The organism is Paratissierella segnis (assembly GCF_014385195.1).
In the GTDB taxonomy this organism is placed as follows: domain Bacteria; phylum Bacillota; class Clostridia; order Tissierellales; family Tissierellaceae; genus Paratissierella; species Paratissierella segnis.
The window spans coordinates 1-17,308 of sequence record NZ_JACRTG010000021.1; the positions used below are offsets into that span (position 1 = coordinate 1).

The 17,308-nt window shown below is 34.7% G+C and carries 17 protein-coding genes; all 17 read right to left on the reverse strand.

What is annotated here, in order from left to right; translation table 11 throughout:
• Positions 1–176: 176 nt before the first annotated feature.
• Positions 177–893 carry a LytR/AlgR family response regulator transcription factor gene (locus tag H8707_RS09805; RefSeq protein ID WP_262429977.1) on the reverse strand — a complete coding sequence of 239 codons (717 nt, stop codon included), beginning with the start codon at positions 891–893 and terminating at the stop codon, positions 177–179.
• Positions 894–1,087: 194 nt separating this feature from the next.
• Complete coding sequence (gene citF, locus H8707_RS09810) at positions 1,088–2,569, reverse strand: citrate lyase subunit alpha (protein ID WP_262429978.1); 1,482 nt, start codon at positions 2,567–2,569, stop codon at positions 1,088–1,090.
• Positions 2,553–3,413: an HpcH/HpaI aldolase/citrate lyase family protein gene (locus tag H8707_RS09815; protein ID WP_262429979.1), complete on the reverse strand. Its 861-nt coding sequence runs from the start codon at positions 3,411–3,413 to the stop codon at positions 2,553–2,555. The genes citF and H8707_RS09815 overlap by 17 nt, the downstream gene beginning before the upstream one ends.
• Positions 3,403–3,684 carry a citrate lyase acyl carrier protein gene (citD, locus tag H8707_RS09820; protein WP_262429980.1) on the reverse strand — a complete coding sequence of 94 codons (282 nt, stop codon included), beginning with the start codon at positions 3,682–3,684 and terminating at the stop codon, positions 3,403–3,405. The genes H8707_RS09815 and citD overlap by 11 nt, the downstream gene beginning before the upstream one ends.
• On the reverse strand, positions 3,666–4,229 hold the full coding sequence (locus H8707_RS09825) for a Fe-S-containing hydro-lyase (protein ID WP_262429981.1): 564 nt from the start codon (positions 4,227–4,229) through the stop codon (positions 3,666–3,668). Before H8707_RS09825 ends, citD begins: the two co-directional genes overlap by 19 nt.
• A gap of 10 nt (positions 4,230–4,239) precedes the next feature.
• Positions 4,240–5,082, reverse strand: a complete 843-nt coding sequence (locus H8707_RS09830; RefSeq protein WP_262429982.1) for a fumarate hydratase — start codon at positions 5,080–5,082, stop codon at positions 4,240–4,242.
• A 23-nt stretch (positions 5,083–5,105) separates the two neighbouring features.
• Positions 5,106–6,347, reverse strand: a complete 1,242-nt coding sequence (locus H8707_RS09835) for a methylaspartate ammonia-lyase (protein WP_262429983.1) — start codon at positions 6,345–6,347, stop codon at positions 5,106–5,108.
• Positions 6,348–6,374: 27 nt separating this feature from the next.
• On the reverse strand, positions 6,375–7,832 hold the full coding sequence (locus H8707_RS09840; protein WP_262429984.1) for a methylaspartate mutase subunit E: 1,458 nt from the start codon (positions 7,830–7,832) through the stop codon (positions 6,375–6,377).
• Positions 7,833–7,843: 11 nt separating this feature from the next.
• Positions 7,844–9,223: a methylaspartate mutase accessory protein GlmL gene (gene glmL, locus H8707_RS09845; protein ID WP_262429985.1), complete on the reverse strand. Its 1,380-nt coding sequence runs from the start codon at positions 9,221–9,223 to the stop codon at positions 7,844–7,846.
• Between the two features lie 18 nt (positions 9,224–9,241).
• Positions 9,242–9,649 carry a methylaspartate mutase subunit S gene (gene glmS / locus H8707_RS09850; RefSeq protein ID WP_262429986.1) on the reverse strand — a complete coding sequence of 136 codons (408 nt, stop codon included), beginning with the start codon at positions 9,647–9,649 and terminating at the stop codon, positions 9,242–9,244.
• Positions 9,650–9,886: 237 nt separating this feature from the next.
• Entirely contained in the window at positions 9,887–11,029 is a 1,143-nt protein-coding gene (locus H8707_RS09855; RefSeq protein ID WP_262429987.1) for a GNAT family N-acetyltransferase, read from the reverse strand.
• A gap of 138 nt (positions 11,030–11,167) precedes the next feature.
• Positions 11,168–12,160 carry a lipoate--protein ligase gene (locus H8707_RS09860; protein ID WP_262429988.1) on the reverse strand — a complete coding sequence of 331 codons (993 nt, stop codon included), beginning with the start codon at positions 12,158–12,160 and terminating at the stop codon, positions 11,168–11,170.
• A gap of 16 nt (positions 12,161–12,176) precedes the next feature.
• Positions 12,177–13,361, reverse strand: coding sequence for an NAD(P)/FAD-dependent oxidoreductase (locus H8707_RS09865; RefSeq protein WP_262429989.1), 1,185 nt, complete (start codon positions 13,359–13,361; stop codon positions 12,177–12,179).
• A 238-nt stretch (positions 13,362–13,599) separates the two neighbouring features.
• Positions 13,600–14,628, reverse strand: a complete 1,029-nt coding sequence (locus H8707_RS09870) for an ABC transporter substrate-binding protein (RefSeq protein ID WP_394354659.1) — start codon at positions 14,626–14,628, stop codon at positions 13,600–13,602.
• A 16-nt stretch (positions 14,629–14,644) separates the two neighbouring features.
• Positions 14,645–15,430, reverse strand: a complete 786-nt coding sequence (locus tag H8707_RS09875; RefSeq protein WP_262429991.1) for an ABC transporter permease — start codon at positions 15,428–15,430, stop codon at positions 14,645–14,647.
• Positions 15,424–16,260: an ABC transporter permease gene (locus H8707_RS09880; RefSeq protein ID WP_262429992.1), complete on the reverse strand. Its 837-nt coding sequence runs from the start codon at positions 16,258–16,260 to the stop codon at positions 15,424–15,426. The genes H8707_RS09875 and H8707_RS09880 overlap by 7 nt, the downstream gene beginning before the upstream one ends.
• On the reverse strand, positions 16,257–17,306 hold the full coding sequence (potA, locus tag H8707_RS09885) for a spermidine/putrescine ABC transporter ATP-binding protein (protein WP_262429993.1): 1,050 nt from the start codon (positions 17,304–17,306) through the stop codon (positions 16,257–16,259). Before potA ends, H8707_RS09880 begins: the two co-directional genes overlap by 4 nt.
• Positions 17,307–17,308 lie beyond the last annotated feature (2 nt).

Sequence of the window (17,308 nt, forward strand, 5' to 3'; positions counted from 1 at the left end):
GGTACAATATACTTAATCAAACGACCTTTGAAAGAGTCGGTTTTAATATTATATTACTTTGTATTCTTTTACCAATTATTAATTAAAGAATGAGAATACACAAAATTATTTACACTGCCTAATTGTACAGCCAAGAATATCAATTATACCCATCATTATTAACTCAAATAAATTCATTAACCATACCTCCCAGCCAAGTTTTCTTTGTATTTTCTTCCTATGGGAACTTTGGGGACTTGTACATTTGCTGAACTCAACTCAATCAGATTTTTTGCCAAGTTTATTTTCTTGATATAATTTCGATTGATTATAAAGCTCTTATGACATTGAATGAAATCATCTTCCGGTAATTCATTCAACACTCTGTACAGGGTGTAGTTATTCACTTCTATTTGTTCTTTATCCATTGTTACCTTAATTTTTTTATGAATTGATTCTATGTATATGATGTCCTTAGTATTTACCTTGTACATATAACTCCCTTGTTTAAATTTTATGAAATTATCTTTTTCTTCCTCTATTCCGCAATAGCCTACAAGCGTCTTTACTATCTCTATGACTTCTTTATCTTTAAAGGGCTTTATGATATAGTCATAGCAATGTATTTCTTTAAAGGCTGATAGTTCTTTATTTGGTATAGCAGTGATAAACACTATAAGTGTCAATTTATATCTGTCAATATTTCTTATCTGTTTTGCCAGCTCATATCCTGAATAATCTAATAGCTGTATGTCAAGAAAAAACAAGTCATATTGCCAATCGTTTGCATATTCCAGAGCTTCTTTTGAGTATGGAGTTATTGTGGTTTCGATATCTTCATCTACTGATTTGATTATCGAATCCAGACCTTTGGCGATTATTATGTCATCTTCTACTATCATTATTTTAGTCATGCTTTTCACATCCTAAATAAAAGTATCAATTCCCAATTGTTAAGGTTGAGCTATGAAGCTTACCCCCCGAGACTCCTCCACTACAGTCGAGACAATGCCTTACTTATTCTTAATTCCATTATATGCTAATTAACTGTCGAACTCAACTCAAACCCACCCAATTAAAAAGAGCCGCCCGAAGGCGACTCTCTTTATCATTTCTTTACTTCATATATATAATCTATTATACTTCCATCTCTGTATTCGGACAATCCAATAATTCTATCCGTCTTTTCAATATTCTTTGCTTTTCCCATTATCCGTTCAGAATATCCCTTTAAATCCTTGATATCTATTACATTCAACTTTGCTTCTTTAAATTTTGAAATTAAATCTTCTCTTAAAGGATTGACACAGATTCCTCTTTCTGTAACCAATACATCTACAGTGCTTCCGGGAGTTGTGATTACGTCTACTTTATCCTTAATAAGAGGGATTCTTGAGGAGAACAGCTTAGAAACTATAATCGATATTTTGCTTCCTGCTGCTGTATCCTGATGACCTCCTGAGCCGCCCATCAGCAATCCATGTGAGCCTGTAGTTACATTGACATTGAAATCTGTATCTATTTCAGTGGCTCCAAGTATGACTATGTCCAAATTGTCTACTACTGCTGATACCTCCGGATTACCGTATTGTGACCCACTCATTCTCAAGTGGTTTGCATTTTTCTTTAGTGATTCAATGGCTTGCAAATCAAAGCATTGAACATCATATAAACAGTCAAATAGCCCTTCTTCAAGCATATCCGTCAGAAAACCTGTGATACCGCCTGATGCAAAGCTTCCCTTTATATTATTTTCTATCATATAATCTCTTAAAAATGATGTAACCGCCAAGGAAATACCGCCTGCACCTGATTGATAACTCATTCCGTCTTTGAGAAGTCCCGTGGCTTCCATTACCTTCAATGTATCCTTTGCTATTTTCAGCCCTATGGGATCCTTGGTAATCATTGTAGTACCTGATACTATCCCTGATTTTAAACCTATGGAATCCACCAGCAATATATGATCTACATAATCCTCTGTAATATCTGCGGGATAGTTTGGATATGGCATTAAGGAGTCAGTCACAGCCACTACCTTTTTAGCCATCATGCTGTCAGCAATTGCATATCCCAAAGAACCGCAGGAGTTAATGCCATTTACACCTGAAATATTGCCCTTATCGTCTGAGCTTGGAGATGTGATAAATGCCACATCTATATTTATATCCCCGTTTAAAATGGATCTTGCACGTCCTCCATGAGACTGCATAATGATGTGTCCTTTTAGTTCTCCATGGCTGATAGCTTCCCCTAAAGGTCCTGAAATATATGATGTTACAATATTCTTTATAGTTCCATCTTTTAATAGTGGAATCAATTCGCTATGCGCTGGGAAAAGTGAACTTGCTACCAAAGTTACATCCTTAATACCCAAAGCTTGAACTTCCTTCATTATTAAATTTAATACCTTATCTCCATTTCTTAAATGATGATGGAAGGAAAGCACGGCTCCATCTTGTATATCAAGGGATCTCAACAGTTCTACAATATCCTTGGTGATTTTGCTTGGCTTTTGCCCTTTTGTGGGATAATCGGATTTGTCTATGATTTTTACAGTATTTAAGTTATCCTTATTTAAGTAGTCCATCACATTCCTCCTTATATACTCCACCCATTTTCAGTAAATTTACTGCCCGCTTGATAATAGGCAAATCTACCATCTTACCATCAAGGGAAAAAGCACCTAATCCTTTTTCCCTTGCAGACTTTACAGCTTCCATAACTCTAACAGCATATTCTAATTCCTCTTTTGAAGGCGAAAAAATTTCATTTACTATGTCTACATGTCTGGGACTTATCAAAGCTTTGCCTGTCATTCCCAAATCCTTCGCATTTAGGGTATCTATTTTTAATCCTTCATAATCATCCGTGTCAGTCCATGGAGTATCTATAGCTTCTATCTGCAATGCCTTTGATACAGCAATGATACGTGATCTTGCATATCTGATTTCATCTGACTTCTTTGTCCTTTTAGCACCTAAGTCCAATGTCAAATCCTCTGCGCCTAACAATACTCCTATTACTTTTTTTGATTTGCTTAAGATTTCCAAGGAAAGTTCCAAACCCATAGCTGTTTCTATAAGTCCAATGATTTTAAAGTCTATATTATTTTCATCTAAGTATATATCCAGAGCCTCCATTGACTCAATGCTTGCCTTTGGAAGTACAATTCCTTTAACGTTTAAATCTTTAACTACATCCAAATCCTCATAGAAGTAGGGGCTGTCAAGTGGATTTATTCTAATAAATACATCGGCATTTCTGTCAAAGGTATTTATATATTCTTTAACCAATATTCTTGCTGAATCTTTTTCATTTATCGCTACCGCATCTTCTAAATCTATAATATAGGCATCAGCGCCCAATATATCTGAATTTAATAACATACCCGGGTTGTTTCCTGGGATAAATAACAAGGTTCTATAGCTCATTTTCTATCCCCCTTTTGATACATGTCTTTACTCTTGCTCTTATGGTAAAGTCCAATGCACCTTTGTCTTTAGCAATGACTTTTGCATCTTTTATGCCTTCTTCAGCTAAAGTATCTAAGATCACTTTTCTTATACTATCGCCGAACTGTTTGTATACTACGCTTTCTATTTCAACTTCCAGGCTTCCTTCTCCCGGCGACATCATAATCAATATATCGTTAGATTCCACGGAGCCTGCTTTTGCAATCTTTGTTATTCTTCTTTCTTCCATTTAAGATACTCCTCTCTGCCCAATTCATAAAGGTTGTTTCCTTTAGAATCTATGATTACAGTAGCCGGAAAATCTTCTACATATATTTTTCTTATAGCTTCCGCTCCTAAATCTTCATAAGCGACAATTTCAGAAGTTTTGATTTTCTTGGATATAAGAGCTCCCGCTCCGCCTATAGCTGCAAAATATACTGCACCATGCTCTACCATCTTTTTAACTACTTCCGGCCCTCTCTTGCCCTTACCGACCATTCCCATCAAGCCTAAATCCAGTAATGCAGGTGTATAAGCATCCATCCTATAGCTGGTTGTAGGTCCGGCAGAACCCAGTGCCTGTCCTTCCTTTGCAGGTGTTGGTCCTACATAGAATATACAAGCACCCTTTACATCTATAGGGAGTTCTTTCCCTGATTCAACCAACTCAACTAGACGTTTGTGAGCTGCATCCCTTGCTGTATACATATATCCGGTAATCAAAACATTGTCTCCCGGTTTCAAATCCTTCAAGGCTTCCTTAGTGAATGGCGTATTCAATTTAATTTCCATGTTTACCCTCCTAAAGTGTTACTTCTTTGTGCCTTGTTGCATGACAGTTAATGTTTACAGCAACAGGTAATCCAGCTATATGTGTTGGATAATATTCTATAGCTACTTTTAAAGCAGTGGTTTTGCCTCCAAACCCTTGGGGTCCTATACCCAAAGCATTTATTTCTTCAAGCAATTCCTTTTCCAAATCAGCATAGAATGGATTCTCATTATATTTGTTCAAATCCCTCATCAAAGCTTTCTTAGCTATTAGAGTTACTTTCTCAAATGTTCCTCCAATTCCTATTCCCACTACTATTGGAGGGCATGGGTTCGGTCCTGCAAGTTCAACGGTTTCAAGTACAAAATCCTTTACACCTTGTAACCCATCTGAAGGTTTTAACATCTTAAGCCTTGACATATTTTCGGAACCAAATCCTTTAGCCGCAACAATTAGAGTAAGTTTGTCTCCGGGAACTATTTCATAGTTCACTACTGCGGGGGTATTGTCCTTAGTATTGACTCTATTCAATGGATCTTTAACTACGGATTTTCGCAGATAGCCTTCTTCATAACCTTGTCTTACGCCTTCATTGATTGCATCTTCAATAAAACCGTTCTCAATTACTACTTCCTGTCCCATCTTTACAAATACTACGGTCATACCTGTGTCTTGACACATAGGTACTCTTTCATTTGAGGCAATTTCTGCATTTTCTATAATCTTATCAAGTATATCTTGAGAAAGTTTCCAATCATCATCTTCTCTGGCTTTCTTTAAGCTTTCCATTACGTCTCTTGGCAGAAAATAATTTGCTTCTATTACCATATTCTTTACTGCTTCAGTAATTTTACAGGCATCTATCGTTCTCAAATTTACACTTCCCTTATCTAACTTTAGGCTCTTCTGTTTGCTAAAGCCAATACTCTGTTCATTTCGTTATTGATTATCATATATCCTTCATCTACACCCATACCCGGTTTAGCAAGAGTTTGTTTTGCTCCGCAAGCAATTGCAATGTTGCAGCAAACTTCAGCACTTCTATTGGTTTCATTGCATGTTCCACCACAATATGCTCCGATACCTTTTTCTTCACAATACAAAAGTGCTTCGATTGTATTGTTGATTCCACCCAAATCAGGAGTTTTAACTTGAATCATATGCCCTGCTTTGTTGTCTGCGAACAATTTAACATCTTCTAAAGTATTGCACCATTCATCTGCTACCAACTCAACGTTTATTCCTCTTGAGTCCAATTCAGCTCTTAAGTCCCTCATAGCTTCCATTTGTTCTTGCCTTCCGCCTACATCCATAGGTCCTTCAATTCTCAATTTATATGGCTTAGCAGCTTCTTCTAATGTTGCAAGGTAATCTGCCATTTTTTTAGTATCATCATTTAACAATTGTCCTATTGTACCATATACGTCAATATGGAATATAGGGTTGTAGTCTTCTGTTGTCTTGTATTGATTAACTCTGTCTCTTAACCATTCTATATATTCTTTTAGCAATTCGCCTTTAAACCCCAATTTTTCTTCAACATTGTTGAATAATCCATGAGGCAATACATCTGCACCCTTGATTATCATTTTATCGGCATTCATATATCTGTCATCACCTGATTGAGTAAATATAGGAATCCTCTTTAACTCAATATTTGTGTTGTATTCTCCTTTAATAACTTCAGCCATGGTTATCTTCTTGGATTTAGCAACAGCATCCAAAATTGCCTGAGTAATACCATATCTAATGGCAGTGTGCAATCTCTTTCCATTGACTTTAAGATGATCAAATTCTTCAGCTAAAGCTTTAAAGTTATCAGCATCCCTACCTACTAACAATGGTTTGATATCTTTTTCTATAACAGGTATAAAATCTTTTGCCAAAAATAGCGGATCTCTTCCGCCTGCTCCGGAGTATTGAACAGCAGCACAATCCCCGTATGCAACTTGCCCATCTTCTAATATCAGCATTACAGAGATGCTCTCTCCTGCTTGCCTAATAGCTGAAAATCCATCTAGCTGAGGTTCTCCTATGTAGAATAAACCATCGTGTTTAGCTCCCATTTTTATAGCCTTTTGATCATCAAAATAAAATCCCGTCTTACCTTCTGAACATATCAAATCTACTATTTTCATTATATATTCCCCCTATTATTAGTTTGCTTATTTGCCTTCCGGCCTTCCAATCAATCTGCCTTTTCCAACTGCAAATATATCGTCAACTGTCATTTGGAAACTTACTTTTCTATTTTCATATCTTGCTCTTTCTTCAAGTTTTTCTCTGCTGAAATCGATCAGTTCCTTTGTAAAAGGAACATTTCCTGCCATTAAATATCTAACAGCACCGTCATTATCACGTGCCGGCATCATCTTACCGCAGTTATATTTTGAAGGTGCAAACGGAATATCAATTACTCCTAATTCAAATGCCTTTACTGTACCAACTGCCAAATCACCTTTCCCAAGCTCAAATGTTTTATCCATGATACAAGCTGTTTCCGCCTTTACTACTTCCATTTCAGCCTCTATTTCTTTACTAATCGGCATTCTTTGACCCTCAAGCATACTAAGCACCATTTTGGTTGCTCTAATTCCCGCAGCATTTGCCTCTTTTGTAGGAATACCTATAGCTTCATGAGGAGTCTTAACAATAACCTTTGTTGCCCCTGACAAAGCTGCCGTTGCCGAACCAAAGGATATTACTCCAAAGGCTTTTGCTTCATCTTCAGGGAATCCGCCCATCCATTGATGAAAAACAGTTGTAAGATATACATCATCATAACCATATAATTTAAGATATTTTTCAGTCATTTCTTCAAGTACCTTGATGGCTGTAACATCCTGAACCATATTTCCGCATTGCCCGAATCCCACCGTTATACTTTTAACTCCTTGTTCTGCTGCTAATAACGCTTCTATTATTCCTGTAACAATTGCCATTGAAGGCGGTACTAAGGTTCCTGTTAACGGTCCGAATGGTTCTCTATTTATTTCAATACCTTGTTCTCCATAGAAACCTACTAATCTATCACAATATTGCCAATCGGACAAAGATTTTTCAACCGATACGCCTTTTGCATAAGGGATATTGTAGCTAATTCCTCCACCTTCGTTTGAAGTCCATCCTGATGCATGAATGATTTCTGCCAATAATCTTGAATCCGGTGTACCATGTCTTGCCTGTACCGGCTTATCTACGCTTTCAAATACCTCTCTGCACCCCTTAACTCCATGATTTACAGCCGGAAACCCGTTTAATAAAGATCTGTTGTTTTTAATCGACTCCTTAATTCCGACTTCACATTCGTCATATCTATTTTGTCTTGTATAGGAATCTATGGTTGAAGGCAATAAATCAGCTCCGCCTTCCTTTGAAAGATAATTTAACAATTCAATATGTTTATCAATTAATGCAACGCCCGCTCTAGGCTGAGCCAAAGTAATTCCTTCTTCTTTGGCCTTTTTTAATTTCTTTGCAAAGTTCTTTTCATCGGGAACTTTTTTTAAGTAATCGACTGCTTCTTTCAAATCCACATCTTTGCCTGTTGGCCAATGTGATAAGACATCTTTTCTCATTTCAAAAAACTCGCCATCGGAAAGCCTTTTATTCCTTAATTTCATCAGTTTTCCCCCTAAAGTTTAACAATATATTTTTTCAACATTCTAATTGCCATATTTGGATTTATCATTGTAAGCAACCCCATAGCCGACAGGATATATCTCTCATCAAGCAACGTTTTAGGATGCCTTGGTTTTAAAGAAGTTGGATCATCCATTGAAAACAATGCTGCTTCTAAAATCTTATCCGCATTTTTACTATTTACAATAATTCCGCCTGTTCCTATCAAATATGGCAATTCCATCAAATCCTTGCCTGTTTGAGAATACATCATACCCATAGGTGAATAAATGGGCTCCACAACACCTGCATGTCTTTTCATGGAAATATCAACGCAGACCTTCGCAATTGCTTCATCAAATTCTATGTCCTCTTGACTTTCTGCTACAAAATCAGTATGCTCTGACCTTTTTTCAAATTCTTTTTCTATGTCAAATGATGATTGCAAATATTTTTTCATGAATTTTGTTCCGGCAGCTTCAAATACTGACATAGCCGAATACCTCATGCCCAAATCGCCTTCTACAGTTCTTTTAGAATGAGGCTCTTCCAATCCTCTAAGCATAACAGAAGGTTTGCTTGGTGCTCCTTCCGCTATAGAATGTACATCTGTCGTAGCTCCGCCAACATCTATAACAGCCAAATCTCCTATACCATCTTCATCTTTTGTACCTACTGAAAGCACTTCAGCAGCCTTTAAAACTGATGCAGGTGTAGGCATCAATATCTCTGAGATTGTATCTTGAACATTTTCCATTCCTTTAGCATGTATGATGTTTTTCATGAAAATATTTCTAATTGTTTCCCTTGCAGGCTCTACATTGATATGATTTAAATCCGGCATAACATTTTCTGTAACATAGTATTCTATATCTTCCGCAAAGATTCTTTTAACCTCATCTATACAGGATTTATTTCCCGCTACAACTATCGGAATAGCTAGTTTATAATTAAAAATCATTTGTGCATTGTGCAATATGCAATCACTGTTTCCGCCGTTTGTACCTCCGGCAAGTAAGATTATATCCGCATTTGAATTTTTTATTTCTGATAACTCATCATTGTTCAAATTAAAGCTATATGTTTTTATTACCTTAGCTCCTGCACCTAATGCTGCTCTTTTTGCAGCTTCGGCAGTCAATTCAGGAACCAAGCCGATGGCAATTATCTTTAATCCCCCTGCTGCAGAAGAACATGCTAATTTTTTAACTATATTGTACTCTCTATTAACTTTTTTATTTAGTTTATCCAATGCATTCTTATAGCCTATAGTTACATCTGTCTCAACTGTAGTATAAGATTTTTCTGTAGCTATTATCTCTTCTTTAGCTATATCTACAAGTGTTAATTTGGTAAAAGTGCTGCCAAAATCAATAAAAAGATATGCATCCATTATTATCCCTCATTTTAATCAATTTAAATCTTCTTTTAAATCATGAATAGCTGTCTCTACAGAAGTTCCCGGCGGATATACCCTATCAAATCCCATATCTTTAAACCTTTTGTATACATCGTTCCAATTCTGTTTACCAACTACTATATTACCTCCAACATATAATCGAATACCTTCTAATCCGGCTTCATCACATTTTTCTCTCATTCCGCGGCAATCAATCTCTCCTTGACCATATAGGGAAGAAACTAAAATCGCCCCTGCATTTGTTTCAATTGCGGCGTTGATGAAGTCCTCCTGTGGGGACAAAACTCCTATATTTACCACATTAAACCCTGCATCTGTTAAAGAATAGTCTAGGATCTTATTGCCTACTGCGTGGCAATCTGAACCAATTACACCCAGTACTATAGTCTTATTATCCAATGCACTTACCTCCTTTGAAATTTAAAAATTCATGCAATTTTACTGCCCTAAGGCATACATAATTAACAATCTAACTATCTTTATATTAACATACAAAATGAGGATTTCAATGGTATATTTACAAAAAAAACTGTCAATTAAAAAAATTAACAGTTTAAAGGTCACGATATTGAAATAACAATTTTGTTTCATTCATTTTTCAGAATATTCGCTCGTTTCATAGGAGTTTTGATTGCTTTATATATCTTTTATATAAATTCTATAAGTCTTATAAATTTCTCCTCCAAATCTTTCTATATCCCTTTTCATGTCTTCATTGTATTCCCATATTGTAGATCCTTCTCCATAATTATAACCTTTTTTTAACGATGCGATATAAGATTGTAAATATATTGAAGATGGGACACCCTTTTTCCTATATTCCGGTACTACGAATAGTACAAAAAACCTTAATCTATCAATTTTACGTTTATACATTAAAAACTTAAATATTCCTAAAGGCAACAATCTGCCATTGAGCTCCTTTAAAACCTGATTATAGTCAGGTAAAGCGATATTGAAACCTATAGGTTTGCCATCCAGTGTTCTGGCTATATATATTAAGTCCGGATCTGCAAATGGTATGAGTTGTTTTTTCATCAATTCCAATTCTTCATCGTTAGGTGGTATAAAATCATCCCAATCCTTTGGCATAGCGTTTTCTAAAATTTCTTTTATATCACTTAATTCTTCATCCACATTCTTTAAATCTATCTTATCTATCTTAAATTTATACTTTCCCATGGCATATGGAACCAATTTTTCATATCTATCTATATTTTCGTTTTCAATATAGCTCTTATATGCATAGCAGTCATAGTATTTAGTAAATCCGAAGTTGAGAAAATAGTCATTATAATATGGTTTGTTGTAGACGTTCATTATAAGGGTAGGGTCTTCAAAATTATCTATTAAAAATCCTCTGTTGTCATCTCCTCCGGGAAGCGAAAGCGGACCTTTGATTGAGTTCATACCCTTATCTTTAAGCCATTCTTGAGCAAATTCCAATAGGGAATAAGCCACTTCTTCATCTTCAATTGATTCAAATAGGGATATATATCCTTCCTTAAATCCTTTTGCTTTATTTAGATAGTTATTTATACCAATTAATATTCTTCCCGCCGGAATGCCATCCTTGTAAGCCACAAGCTTGATGTTGGGTCCTGATTCATTGAGAAAATTATTTTTGCCCGACACATATTTTTTAAAATCGGATTTTAATGGCGGAACCCATGCATCATTGCCTTTATATAGCATAAAAGGTAAATTTATGAAATCATTTAAAATTGTTCTATATGTTACTTCTTTTAAAACTACTTGCCTTTCTATTATAGATTCCATTATATCCCTCTTTTTTTAATTTTGTTTATTTTTATAATAACACAAAATCTTAAATTGTTGCAAGTTATTGAATTTTTATGAATGAATGACTATGCTGCACAAAAGAATTTTATTGAAGCAATTCTTGCATTTTTTTGATTATTTAAACATTAGATTTTTAAAATCTTTTTTTGTTATATTTCCGAAATATTTTTCCAAAGGTTCATCTTCAATAATTTTTTCTACTTCTTCCTCATTATATTTAACTCCTCTTAATTTTTCTTCTAGAATACCTACATCTTCTGTTCCAAAAAAATCGCCAAATATTTTACAATTTTTAATAATACCTCTTTTCACATTCAATCTTATGTCAATGGACCCAAATGGAAATCTTTTATAGTTCTTGAAACTAAATTCGGGAGATTCTCCGTAATTCCATTCCCAAGTTGAATACTTTTCCCTGCATAGCATTTCTATGTCTTTTTTTTGTTCTTCGCTTAATATATATTCTTCGGGGAGTAAATTTTTATGTTCAAAAATGCTTTTAAGAAGCATTTCTTTAAATGTCAAAATATCAACATCATCCTTTAAATAGGGCTTGATATTTGTAACACGTGATCTTACGCTTTTGATTCCTTTAGATTCAATTTTCTCCTGTTTAACATTCAATGCATTTGACAATACACTTAAATCGGTATCGAAAAGAATAGTTCCATGATTTAACACTCTTTTTTTCCAAATGGACTGTGCTATGCCGGATAATTTCATTTCATCCAAGGTAATGTCATTTCTTCCAGATAATTTTGCTCTTATACCAAGTTTTTCAAGAGACTCCACGATAGGGATATTTATTTGTCGAAAATCAATTTTCTCCTCGCCTTTAACTTTGGTTATAATTGAAAAATTCAAATTCCCCAAATCGTGATAAACAGCCCCTCCACCCGTTACTCTTCGTACTACCTTAATGTTATGCGCTTCTACATATTCAGAATTTATTTCCTCCAAAGTATTTTGATTTTTCCCTACTATTATGGCAGGAGAATTTATCCACAATATGACATATTCATCTTCCATGGGTAAATTCCTAAAACAGTACTCTTCAAATGCTAAGTTGTACCATGGATCATTTGATAGATTTGTAATATATTTCATACTTACCTCCTGTTATTTATTTAAACTGAATACCCTTAGCAAGATAATCTTCGACTTTAGTGTGCTTGAATACTCCATTTCTTAAAGCATTAAGCCCTTGTAAATCTCCGAAAAGTATAACACCTACCATTTCGCCATTTCTTGTAAATAGCTTATGATGTATATCTTTGGACTCGTCCTTATATTCCAGTACTTTATCATAATTTACTATATCTCCGGCGGAAAAGACTTTGATATTTCCTATATTTAAAGTGGAAAACATTTTAGGAATCTCATATTTCTTCTCAACACCACTCATATTGCTCCCGGCAACTTGCCCTTGTTCATTCGAAGCAGTCCATAAACCCATAATTAAGTCGTCTATTTCCGCAACGTCTCCCGCAGCGTAGATATTTCCTACATTTGTTTCAAGGCATTCATTGACTTTAATACCTCTATTATAAACTATACCGCTGTCTTTTACTAAATTTAAATTTGCTCTTATTCCGGTTGAAAACAATATTGCATCTGTAGGAACTATTTCTCCCCCATTTATTCTTATTCCATTTACCTTATCATCCCCTAGGATTTCTTCTGTTGAATTTGGTAAATATATATTAATTCCCTCAATGGAAAGCTTCTCCGCTAACTTTTCTCCCAGTTCCCTATCCAATTGTCTGTGCAACAAATACGGTGAATGTTCTATAACATTTACATTTTTCTTTAACAATTTTAAACTCCAAGCAGCCTCAAGACCTAAAAGTCCGCCTCCGATTACCGTAACAGTCTCACAGTATTTTATGTACTCTTTAAATTCCTCTAAATCTTTTGTTGTTCTTAAGGCAAAAGTTCCTTGTTTAGATTTTCCTTCTATGGGTAGTGTAAAAGGGCTGCTGCCTGCAGCAATTAATAATTTTTCATACTTTATTTTCTGTCCATCATTTAATTCAATTTGATTGTTATCTATATCAATTTTTTCAACAATTTTGTTCAAAATAACATTAATATCTCTTTCTTCATACCATTTTTCATCATACATAAGTAAATCATCTTCCAATAAATCCAAAGCTATTCCCTCTGTAAGTTTAGTTCTATAATAGGTTAAGCTTGGTTCGCTTGATACAATTGTCAATGAATCTTTATCGTCGTTTTTTCTTATTTCCTTTGCGGCAGAAAGTCCTGCTATTCCATTTCCTATAATTAGATATTTTGCATAGTTCATTTATACACACTCCTATAATTTACTTTATTTAATAATACCCATTATTTATTGCTTAATAACTAAAAGGAGATGGAATATATCCATCTCTTATTTTAGAATCCTATTCTCCTCTTTTTATTACCCCAAAGCTCAACCTTAGCAACTCTTCACTATCTTTTCAATTGTAAATTGTGAATTGATTTAAATTGTGAATTGTGAATTGTGAACTGTGAATTGTGAATTGTGAATTGTAATTATTCTATTGTTCACTTGTCAATTCTGTCCATATCCTATCGTATTCCCCGATGATATCTGTTGGATCCTTGAATATTTCCGTATTTTCTATCATTTCATCTGTAGGATATGCTACCAAGCTGTTTTTAATTTCATCTGTCAGCAGCTCTTTAGCTTCCGGTATTGGCGTCGAATATCCTATATATTCAGTATTTTTAGCTGAAATATCCGGTCTGGTCATAAAATCAATAAATTTCTCTGCCCCCTCCTTGTTCTTTGCGTTCTTTGGTATTACCATGGCATCAAACCATAGATTTGTGCCTTCTGAAGGTATTACATATTCCAAGTCAGGATTATCTCTAATCATTGCTACAGCATCTCCTGACCATACGACTCCGATAGCAGCATCTCCTGCAACTATAACGCCTTTTATATCATCACCAAGATAAGCATCCACCAATGGTTTTTGTCTCACAAGCTCTTCCTTTGCCGCTTCAAGCTCATCAATGTTCCTGGTATTCATAGAAAATCCCAGTTTCTTTAAAGCAACTGCCAATGAATCCCTTTGGCTATTTAACATTATTATTTGACCCTTATACTCTTCATTCCACAAATCCGCCCAGCTGGTCAAGGGTTTATCAATCATAGTCTTATTGTAAATAATCCCTACAGTACCCCACATATAGGGAACTGAATATTCATTACCCGGATCATAATCTCGATTTAGGAATTTTTCATCGATTTTAGACATATTGGGGATATTGCCCTTATCCAATTTAACCAACAAATCTTCTCGCGTCATTCTTTCAATCATATAATCTGAAGGGAATATTACATCATAGCTGCTTCCCCCTTGTTTTAACTTTACATACAGGTCTTCATTGGTAGCAAAAGTATCATATCTTACCTTGATGCCATATTCCTTCTCAAATTGTCGTATGACATCCATATCTATATAATCTCCCCAATTATACACATTGATACTTGGGGTATCATCTCCGCATCCAGTTAAAGCCAAAGTTCCTAACAGAACAAAAACTAAAAGCAATGCCAATCCTTTTTTTGTCAATTTATCTTCCCCCTTCTATTAAATCCTTATCATTTCTTTTATTTATAGTAAACAGCAATATTAACATACTGATAAACATCAATGTTGATAAAGCATTGATTACAGGATTTATACCCCGTCTTGCCATTGAGTATATTGCAATACTTAAATTGGATACCCCATGTCCTGTATTAAAGAAACTTATAACAAAATCATCAATGGATAATGTAAATGCCATGAGTCCACCGGTGATTATACCCGGCATAATCTGAGGTATGATCACCTTTCTCAGCGCATAAAAAGGAGTTGCTCCTAAATCCATTGCCGCTTCATAGAGATAAATGTTCATTTGCTTTAACTTAGGCAATATGGAGAGTATTACATATGGTACACAAAATGTAATGTGAGATAATAACATAGTAAACAGTCCAAATTCAAGTTTAGAAAACCTAAACAATGCCATCAAAGAAACAGCTGTAAGTATATCGGGATTTAATACAGGCAAATAGTTTAGGTTAAGAATTATCTTCTTAAAAATTCCATTCATATTATAAATGCCGATAGCGGCAAAAGTCCCCAAAATCGTTGAAATAATTGAAGAGGATATGGCTATTAGCAAAGTATTGTACAAAGCCTTTAATATTTCCCTATCCTTAAACAGTTCTATATACCATTTAAGGGTAAATCCATTCCAAACACCTCTGGATTTTGAATTGTTAAACGAAAAAATTATCAGCACTATAATTGGAGCATAAAGAAACATAAAAATTAGAAAAGTATATATACGTTTTATGCTTTTTTCTACCATAAACCCCCTCCTCCTTCTTTATCTTTATCAAATTTGGATGTAAGTCCCATAGTTATCAATATAAATATCATCAATATAATGGACATTGAGGACCCAAAGTGCCAATCGCCTGTATATCTGAATTGCTGCTCGATTATATTGCCTATTAAACTTGATTTGTTCCCGCCCAAAAGACTTGAGATAACAAATGTACTCATAGCGGGTACAAATACCATTGTAATTCCCGTAATTACACCGGAAATACTTAAAGGAAATATAACTTTAATAAATGTTTGTATTCTGCTTGCTCCTAAATCCTCTGCTGCTTCAATTAGTCCTTGATCTATTTTGGTTAACACAGAAAATATGGGAAGCACCATAAATGGCAGAAAGTTGTATACCATTCCCAACAATACCGCTTTGTCATTATACATTAAATCTAGCGGCTTTAACCCAATTTTAGTTATTAAAGTATTGATAAGTCCATTTCTTCCCAATAGGGTCAACCATGCATATGTCCTTAAAAGAAAATTCATCCACATCGGAATAACAAACATCAAAATCATCATATTTCTTTTGCTCGGTTTTTCCTTGGAAATAATCAATGCCATCGGGTAGCCTAATATAAGGGTTATAACTGTAGATATAAAAGCTAAATTAACAGACCTTATAAGTACCTTCATATAGATTGGAGTGAAAAATCTTTTAAAATTGTCCAAGCTAAATTGAAATTCTCCAAAATTTTGACTATCTCCTGTTGTAAATGCAAAATACAAAACAAGTACCAGAGGAATCGCAACAAATATTCCCAGCCACAATAAATAAGGATAACTAAATCGCTTTAATTTCATTGAGCATTCACCTTCTTCATTATGTGTATATTTTCCGGTTTAATATTTATTCCAACTTTAGTTCCCACTTCTTTCATGATAGTTGAATGAATCTTCCATTCTATATCTCCATCTTTTAACATCATTTCGTAATGTACTCCCTTGAAAATAACCGAAGTCACCATTCCCTTTATAATTCCATCATCCGAATTTACTATCTCCATATCTTCCGGTCTTATAACTACATCTACAGCTTCTTCTCTTTCAAAGTCTTTGTCTACACATTCAAAAACCCTACCCGAAAACTCTACTATATAGTCTTCGTGCATAATTCCATCTATGATATTGCTTTCACCTATAAATCTTGCTACAAAAGCATTTTTTGGTTCATTATATATATCCACAGGAGTACCAACCTGCTGAATCCTTCCTTTATCCATTACTACTATAGTGTCAGACATGGTCAAAGCTTCTTCTTGATCATGGGTCACATATATAAAAGTTATTCCAACTCTTTTTTGCATATTTTTTAATTCTATTTGCATATCTTTTCTCAATTTTAGATCCAAAGCTCCCAGAGGTTCATCAAGCAGCAAAACCCTAGGCTCATTTACCAGAGCTCTTGCAATAGCCACCCTTTGCTGCTGTCCCCCGCTCAATGAATCTATTGAACGCTTTTCAAAACCCTCTAGATTTACTAACCTGAGCATATCCTTGACTCTAGTCTCTATTTCACTTTTAGATAGTTTTTTAATCTTAAGTCCAAAAGCAATATTGTCAAATACATCTAAATGCGGAAACAAAGCATATCTTTGAAATACTGTATTTATCTGCCTTTCGTAAGGAGGATTATTGGTTATATCTTTGCCTTCAAATATGACTTTTCCTTCCATAGGTTTTTCAAAACCGCCTATTATGCGCAATGTGGTAGTTTTACCGCATCCACTTGGACCAAGTAGCGTTAAAAATTCATTTTCTTTAATATAAAGGTTTATATCCTCTAAAACCTTAACACCGTTATATTCTTTGGAAATGTTTTTTAAATCAACTATATGTTGTCTCTCCAATT